The organism is Pseudomonas edaphica, from assembly GCF_005863185.1.
GTDB classification, from domain to species: domain Bacteria; phylum Pseudomonadota; class Gammaproteobacteria; order Pseudomonadales; family Pseudomonadaceae; genus Aquipseudomonas; species Aquipseudomonas edaphica.
This window is the reverse complement of sequence record NZ_VBVZ01000335.1, coordinates 1-6863: the sequence shown is the minus strand read 5'-3', so window position 1 is coordinate 6863 and position 6863 is coordinate 1. Positions and strand designations below refer to the sequence as shown.

The following is a 6863-nucleotide window of genomic DNA, read 5'->3' as shown; positions in this document are numbered from 1 at the left end:
CCGCCATCGCAGGCAAGCCAGCTCCCACATGTTTTAATCGAGTTGTTACAAGGCGAACTGCGCGAAGCCCACGCCAGCACCTGCCGGGCGCACATCCTTCAAGAACGAATCCTTATCCGCGCTCAGCTCCAGGGTAATCTCCGGCTTGCGCTTGCCCGCGTTGCGCACCACCAACCCTTCGATGTGTTCGCGCAGGAACGCCGTCGGCACCTTCAGGTGCAGCAACTGGTCAGTCTCGGCGTTGTGCATCAACAAGTGAACCCACTCGTACTGGCCCACACCAATGCGCACCAGCGGCAGGTCGAACCACCAGATGTTGCGTTTGCTGTCCAGGTCGGTGAAGTGGCAGTTGTTGACGCCGAGTACGGCACCGCCCAGTTCCTGGTTTCTGCGGGCGATGGCCTGTGCTTTATTGAGTTTCATAACCTTCCTACGGGATCTGTTATTCAGCGTTATAGCCTGAATGTGCCGGGCATTCTCATGGGTTAGCGGCAAAACATAAAGCCAAACCTGTCGCCGGCGATGAAATGCGCGCTGAAAATAATTGAAACTCTGCCGAACGGCCTCGGGTCAATCTTTAGGTAATGACCAAAACCCTTGATTGTTCTTTCGGAGAAATACCATGAGCAGCACATCGGATAAGGCAAAAGGTTTGAAAGATGAACTTGTCGGCAACATCAAGCAAGGTGTCGGCAAAGTCACCGGCAATGACAAGCTGCACGCTGAAGGCGTTTTGCAGGAGAAGAAAGGTCAGGTCGAAAAAGCCGTCGGCGACACCAAAGATGCGGTAAAAAAAGCCGTCAAGTAACACTGAATCGCCGGCTGGATTCATGCAGCCCGACGGCCATCTACGGATGGCCGTTTTTATGTGAAGCGTGCAACTAAAGTTTGGAAATTGTTTCAAAGTCGCCAAATGGGCTACTTTGATGTAGAAAACGGCCCCTGAGTCGCCCACGACCTCACCCTTTTGCGGCGAAAGGAGACGCTATGATTTTTCCGGTACTAGACGGCCTCAAGCTCCACAAAGTGCTGCTGCGCACCGTCAAGGAATTCGTCGATGACGAAATGCCCACCTACGCCTCGGCACTGGCCTACCAGATGCTGTTCTCGCTGTTTCCCTTCCTGCTGTTCCTCATTGCCCTGATCGGCTTCCTGCACCTGCCGGACTTTTTCACCTGGCTGCGCATGCAGTCGGAACTGGTGTTGCCTCCCCAGGCGCTGGAGCAGGTCAACCCGGTGATCGACCAGTTGCAGCAGTCCAAGGGCGGTTTGCTCTCGGTGGGTATCGTGATCGCGCTGTGGACCGCCTCGGCCGGCGTGCGACTGATGATGAGCGCGATGAACGCCGCCTATGACGTGGTCGAAGGCCGGCCGATCTGGAAGCGCTTCCCGCTGTCGATTTTCTACACTGTCGGCATCGCCGGCATGTTGCTCGCTGCTGCCGCACTGATGGTGCTCGGCCCGCAAGTCATGGAATGGCTCGCCGGGCAGATCGGCATGCAGGAATTCGTGGTCACCTTATGGACCATCCTGCGCTGGCCCTTGATCGTGATTCTGCTGATGTTCGCCGTGGCCCTCATGTACTACGTGATGCCCGATGTTGAGCAAAAATTCCGCTTTATCACCCCAGGCTCAGTGCTGGCCGTGGTGGTGTGGATCATCGCCTCGCTGGGCTTTGGTTATTACGTCAAAACCTTTGCTGACTACAACGCGATGTATGGCAGTATCGGTGCGATCATCGTCCTGCTTCTGTACTTCTATATTTCCGCCGCTGTGTTGTTGCTCGGCGCGGAGATGAATGCCGTGATCGAGCACATGTCGGCCGAAGGCAAGGACCCAGGTGAAAAGGAATTTGATGAAGACAGCCACACGAATGAAAAACAGCACGTCTCAGGCCTGGGCCGGGACCACTCCAAGCCCACTACCGATGAAGTCTGATCGATGATCCGTGAAATCCTGAAAATGGGCGACGAGCGCCTGCTGCGCATCGCGCCACCGGTTCCGCCGGAAATGTTCGACAGCCCTGAGCTGTGGCAGTTGATTGATGACATGTTCCAGACCATGGAACACGTCGGCGGTGTCGGCCTGGCCGCGCCGCAGATTGGTGTGGACCTGCAGCTTGTTATCTTTGGTTTCGAGGCCAGCGAACGCTACCCGGATGCGCCGCCGGTGCCGCAGACCATCCTGATCAACCCGCTGATCACGCCGCTCAGCCCGTTGCTCGAAGAAGGTTACGAAGGTTGCCTGTCGGTGCCCGGCCTGCGTGGCGCGGTGGATCGTTACCAGCAGATTCGCTACGAGGGTTTCGATCCCAAGGGCGAGCCGATCGTGCGCGTTGCCGACGGCTTCCATGCACGGGTGGTGCAGCATGAATGCGATCACCTGATCGGCCGGCTGTATCCCTCGCGGATTACCGACTTCAGCAAGTTCGGGTTTATCGAAGTGATGTTCCCGGATATGGATCCAAACGCTGACGAGTAACCCTTAGGAACGCTCATATCTAAATGTCGGAGCGCGCTTATGTGGGAGCTGGCTTGCCTGCGATAGCATCGCCTCGGTGACACTGATAAACCGAGGTGCCTGCATCGCAGGCAAGCCAGCTCCCACACAAGCCAGCTCCCACATTTGGAATGCATTCCAAACAGAGTTATCGGGCGGGTTTAACGAACCGCAACGTCATCCGATCCGACTCGCCAATCGCGACATACCTGGCCTTATCCTGCTCCCCATAGCGCAGCGATGGCGGCAACGTCCACACGCCACCCGGGTAATCCTTGGTGTCCTTGGGGTTGGCATTCACCTCGCTCTGCCCGGCCAGCTTGAACCCGGCGTCCGTCGCCAGCTTCACCACTTGCGCCGTGGTCAGGTAGCCGCTGTCCTTGATCGCTTCCAGGTCCGCGCCGTCTTTGGCCCGGTGATCTTCCACGCCCAGCACACCGCCTGGTTTGAGCACGGTGTAGAACGCGCTGAAGGTCGCTGGCGCGGTGCCTGCGTCTACCCAGTTATGCACATTGCGAAAGGTCAGCACGGCGTCCACCGAAGCCGGTTTGCCGAGCACCGGGGCCTTGGGGTTGAACTCGACGACTTCGGCCTTGGCATAGCGCGCAGGGTCGGCGGCGAATTTGTTTTTCAGGTTCTGTTCGGACGTCGCAGCATAAGCACTGCTGCTGGCAGCTTGCACGGCGGCGATGTAATGCCCGTGGTCCTTGAGCAGCGGCGCGAGAATTTCGCTGAACCAACCGCCACCCGGGGTGATTTCGATCACGCTCTGTGTGGCGCTCAGGCCGAAGAACTCCAGGGTTTGCTGCGGGTGGCGGTAACCGTCACGCGCGCTATTGGCCGGGTCGCGCCAACTGCCGGCCAGCACGCTGGCGTATTGCTCGGCGGTAATCGGCGCATTCGCTGCCTGGCTTAAAGCCGGAGCGAGGAGGGCGGTAAGAGACAGCACTGCAAGCGTGTTTTTCATGATCATCCTGTAAGGGGCCACTGTGCTGTCGAGGCTAGCACGGGCCTTGCACGGGCCGATCACACATTATCCGCAGTGGACCTCACTAAAAGGTCTAAGCCCATGGCGATCATTGGCTTGTTGCGTTTGTAGCGCGCCAGGCGCTCACCCAGCGATTGGGGCAGGGTGGTTTCCTGGGTGAAACCCATATGTTGATAGAGCCCTTCCAGCTGCGGATGACACAGCAACCACACCGTGCCTTCCACATCGGCCACTGCCGCAGCAATCAACCGCGCCGCCAGCCCGTGGCCGCGATAGGCCGGGTCAACAAACACGCCGGTCAGCCATTGCCCTCCCACCACAGGCGTAAGGCACAACCCGGCGACAATCTCGCTGTCACGCGCCACCCACAAGCGGCCGCCCTTGAGGGCCTTCATCGGCGAATTATGGCGGCGGTAAAACTTGTTCAGCAGCGGCCACAGTGGCTCTGCCAGCAGTTGGATGTGCAGTTCGGGCATGGTGTTTGAGCAACGTAATCAAGGGCCGCCGATTATAAGCGCCTTCTGCCGGGCAATAGGTGGTATACCCAGTGTTACATCCCCTTCACGTGGAGCATGCATCATGGCCAAAGGTATGGATTCAAAGAAAGCCGCGAAGAAAAAGCCGGCAAAGACCGCCGATGAAAAACGCGCCGACAAAAAAGCCAAGAAGACTGAAACCGGCCTGTTCGGTCACTGAGTTACAAGCTTAGAACCAAACGATCTGCAAGATTTTTGCGCCTCACTGCACAGAGCAGGAAACACCTGCTCTGAGCTGCCGATGGCCAACTACCTTGATCTGACCCAACGCCGGGAAATCGAAGCCCTGGCACGCAGTTTTACCGCAGTCACCGAATGGCCGACCTGGCTGTTGCTGATCGGCGTATATACCGGCTGGTTCGCCGTGATCCTCGCCAGCCACTGGCTGGGCCTGTGGCTGAGCACGGTGTTGCTGATCCCGCTGGTGACACTCTGGCTGTCGGTGCAACACGAATTGCTGCATGGCCATCCCACCCGTTCGCCCCTGATCAACAAACTGCTCGGCTACGCGCCGTTTGCCGTGTGGTATCCCTACACGCTGTACCGCGACAGTCACCTGTTGCACCATAACGACGAAGACCTGACCCTGCCGGGCATCGACCCGGAAAGCCGCTACCTCAATCAACACCAGTGGGATAACAGCTCGTTGCTCAAGCGCGGCGTTCACTGGCTGACCAAAACCCTACTGGGGCGTTTCCTGCTGGCATCGCCGCTGGCCATCGCCCGATTGGCGCGTCATCAACTCCGATGCCTGCCCCAGGTGTGGCCAATGTGGCTGGCCCACGGCGGCGTGACAATCCTGATGCTCAGCTTTATCGCCCACTCCAGCGCCATCCCGGTATGGCATTACCTGCTGCTGGTGACCGCGCCAGCCTTGTCCCTGGCGTCGATCCGTTCCTACTATGAACACCGCCCGCACCCGCAGCCGGAACAGCGTACGGTGCTCAACGAAGCGTCCTGGCCGTGGACCTGGCTGTTCCTCAATAACAACCTGCACCTGGTGCACCACGACTTGCCCAAGTTGCCCTGGTATCTGCTGCCAACGGTCTACCGGGCGCGACGTGAACAATGGGTCGCGCGCAGTGGCGGCTTTCTGGTGCAGGGTTATGGCCAGTTGATCAGCCGCCACGGCCTCAAGGCCATCGACAGCCCAAGGCACCCTTTTGCGTGAGAGACGACCATGAGTGACCACTTCGCCGAGCTGCTGATGTACGTCGCGCCCGCAGCAGTGCTACAGGCCAACCAAGCGTGGCTGGCGCGTATTTTTGAGCGCCTGAACCTGACGCGCCGTAACGCTGACCACCTCGACCTGCACGGCCTGTGGCTCGCGCCCGAGCTGCTGGTGACGCAAACCTGTGGCTACCCGCTGATGACCCAACTGCGCGGCAAAGTGCGCGTGATCGGCCGCCCGCGCTATGAGCTGGCCCACAGCAGCCAGGGCGAACATTGCAGCCTGCTGCTGACCCGCGAGGACAGCTCGCTTAACGAACTGGCGGACTTCTACGACAGTCGCGGCGTGATCAACGGCCACGACTCCAACAGCGGCATGAACCTGCTGCGTGAACGCCTGGCCCCGCTGCAACGCGACGGCCGTTTCTTCGCCAGCGTCGGCATCAGCGGCGCCCACCGCGAAAGCCTGCGCTGGCTGCGCGAAGGCCGCGCCGACCTTGCCGCCGTCGACAGCGTGACCTACGACTACCTCGCCCGTTTCGCCCCCGAAGAAGTGGCGGGGCTGCGCATCGTCACCCGCAGCGCGCCGAGCCCGACCTTGCCCTTCATCGGCCCGCTGCACTTGAGCGATGAGCAAGCAGCGCACATTCGTGAGGTGATGAATCAGGCGTTGCAGGATTTACCGCACGTGGTCGCAACCCTGGGCATCCAGGCAGTTCTGCCTGCCAGCGAAGACGACTATCAAGTCCTGCTGAACTATCAACAAGCCGCCGCCACTGCCGGCTACCCGCACCTACGCTGATCGTGCGAACAATCGGTTATATAAGAATGCATTTTAAATATTATTAAAGAATAAGCGGCCTTGCTAGGATCGCTCCACCGGAACACCGGACATAACGCGCAACCTTCTCAGATGGAGCCACTATGTCCGGCGCCGACACTTCTCACAGCGATTACGTGGGCGGATTGTTCCGCAGTCATTACGACTGGCTGTGCAGCCGTTTGCACCGCCACCTCGATTCCCGCGCACACGCCGAAGACATCGCCGCCGACACCTTCGTCCAACTGCTGAGTTCGCCCGGCGTGCTGCCGATTCGTCAGCCCCGTGCCTTGCTCACCACCATCGCTCAGCGTTTGATGTACCAACTGTGGCGTCGCCGTGACCTGGAACGCGCTTATCTCGGCGCCCTGGACAACGACGAAACCTGCAACGCACCGTCGCCTGAAGACCTCGCGCAAATGCTCGAAGCCCTGCAGGCCATCGACCAATTGCTCGACGGCTTGCCGGCCAAGGTCAGGGCGACCTTTTTGCTTTCGCAGCTCAATGGCCTGACGTATCCCGAGATCGCCGCCGAACTGGGGATTTCCCAACGCTCGGTCAGCGGCTACATGGCCCGCGCCCTCAACCGTTGCCTGCGCCAGACGCCCGGCCAGCCATACAGCTACACGCGGCTCAGTTATGACTTTTAAACAACTTGAGTGGCACACCGATCCAGTGTGGGAGCTGGCTTGCCTGCGATAGCGATGTTGAAGCCACCATTGCCATCGCAGGCAAGCCAGCTCCCACCGTTGATCTCCTGTGTTCCGGAAAATGAGGTTCTGCATGAAAACAATTAAAAACCTGCTCGGTGGCTCGCTGCTGGCACTCGCTGTCCTGACGCAGCCTACCC

General features: G+C 59.3%; 10 protein-coding genes. 6 read left to right on the top strand and 4 right to left on the bottom strand.

What is annotated here, in order from left to right:
- Positions 1-45: 45 nt before the first annotated feature.
- On the bottom strand, positions 46-423 hold the full coding sequence (locus tag FEM54_RS20530; protein ID WP_017139196.1) for a hypothetical protein: 378 nt from the start codon (positions 421-423) through the stop codon (positions 46-48).
- Between the two features lie 199 nt (positions 424-622).
- Between FEM54_RS20530 and FEM54_RS20525 the strand changes: the two genes are divergently transcribed.
- The 3 genes from FEM54_RS20525 to def all read left to right on the top strand — a co-directional run bounded on the left by FEM54_RS20525 (position 623) and on the right by def (position 2481).
- Positions 623-808: a CsbD family protein gene (locus tag FEM54_RS20525; RefSeq protein ID WP_017139197.1), complete on the top strand. Its 186-nt coding sequence runs from the start codon at positions 623-625 to the stop codon at positions 806-808.
- Positions 809-987: 179 nt separating this feature from the next.
- The gene (locus FEM54_RS20520) at positions 988-1938 is read left to right on the top strand and encodes a YihY/virulence factor BrkB family protein (protein WP_017139198.1); all 951 of its coding nucleotides are present in this window, start codon (positions 988-990) and stop codon (positions 1936-1938) included.
- 3 nt (positions 1939-1941) lie between these two features.
- Entirely contained in the window at positions 1942-2481 is a 540-nt protein-coding gene (gene def / locus FEM54_RS20515) for a peptide deformylase (protein WP_138452726.1), read from the top strand.
- 166 nt (positions 2482-2647) lie between these two features.
- Here def and FEM54_RS20510 read toward each other — a convergent pair whose 3' ends face one another.
- On the bottom strand, positions 2648-3466 hold the full coding sequence (locus FEM54_RS20510) for a class I SAM-dependent methyltransferase (protein ID WP_138452724.1): 819 nt from the start codon (positions 3464-3466) through the stop codon (positions 2648-2650).
- Positions 3467-3525: 59 nt separating this feature from the next.
- Positions 3526-3963, bottom strand: a complete 438-nt coding sequence (locus FEM54_RS20505) for a GNAT family N-acetyltransferase (protein WP_138452722.1) — start codon at positions 3961-3963, stop codon at positions 3526-3528.
- A gap of 301 nt (positions 3964-4264) precedes the next feature.
- Between FEM54_RS20505 and FEM54_RS20500 the strand changes: the two genes are divergently transcribed.
- The 3 genes from FEM54_RS20500 to FEM54_RS20490 all read left to right on the top strand — a co-directional run bounded on the left by FEM54_RS20500 (position 4265) and on the right by FEM54_RS20490 (position 6663).
- Positions 4265-5194, top strand: a complete 930-nt coding sequence (locus tag FEM54_RS20500; protein ID WP_138452720.1) for a fatty acid desaturase — start codon at positions 4265-4267, stop codon at positions 5192-5194.
- A 9-nt stretch (positions 5195-5203) separates the two neighbouring features.
- Complete coding sequence (locus tag FEM54_RS20495; RefSeq protein WP_138452718.1) at positions 5204-5995, top strand: phosphate/phosphite/phosphonate ABC transporter substrate-binding protein; 792 nt, start codon at positions 5204-5206, stop codon at positions 5993-5995.
- Positions 5996-6117: 122 nt separating this feature from the next.
- Positions 6118-6663 (top strand): sigma-70 family RNA polymerase sigma factor, encoded by a 546-nt coding sequence (locus FEM54_RS20490; protein ID WP_138452716.1) that lies wholly within the window; start codon positions 6118-6120, stop codon positions 6661-6663.
- Here the strand turns inward: FEM54_RS20490 and FEM54_RS34375 are convergent.
- The coding region (locus FEM54_RS34375) for a hypothetical protein (protein ID WP_205894420.1) at positions 6647-6863 on the bottom strand (217 nt) is incomplete at its 5' end. The genes FEM54_RS20490 and FEM54_RS34375 overlap by 17 nt on opposite strands.

Coding starts and splice junctions, on each gene's coding strand:
- FEM54_RS20505 (WP_138452722.1), bottom strand. CDS start 3,963: ATGCCCGAACTGCACATCCAACTGCTGGCAGAGCCACTGTGGCCGCTG.
- FEM54_RS20490 (WP_138452716.1), top strand. CDS start 6,118: ATGTCCGGCGCCGACACTTCTCACAGCGATTACGTGGGCGGATTGTTC.
- FEM54_RS20495 (WP_138452718.1), top strand. CDS start 5,204: ATGAGTGACCACTTCGCCGAGCTGCTGATGTACGTCGCGCCCGCAGCA.
- FEM54_RS20525 (WP_017139197.1), top strand. CDS start 623: ATGAGCAGCACATCGGATAAGGCAAAAGGTTTGAAAGATGAACTTGTC.
- def (WP_138452726.1), top strand. CDS start 1,942: ATGATCCGTGAAATCCTGAAAATGGGCGACGAGCGCCTGCTGCGCATC.
- FEM54_RS20530 (WP_017139196.1), bottom strand. CDS start 423: ATGAAACTCAATAAAGCACAGGCCATCGCCCGCAGAAACCAGGAACTG.
- FEM54_RS20520 (WP_017139198.1), top strand. CDS start 988: ATGATTTTTCCGGTACTAGACGGCCTCAAGCTCCACAAAGTGCTGCTG.
- FEM54_RS20510 (WP_138452724.1), bottom strand. CDS start 3,466: ATGAAAAACACGCTTGCAGTGCTGTCTCTTACCGCCCTCCTCGCTCCG.
- FEM54_RS20500 (WP_138452720.1), top strand. CDS start 4,265: ATGGCCAACTACCTTGATCTGACCCAACGCCGGGAAATCGAAGCCCTG.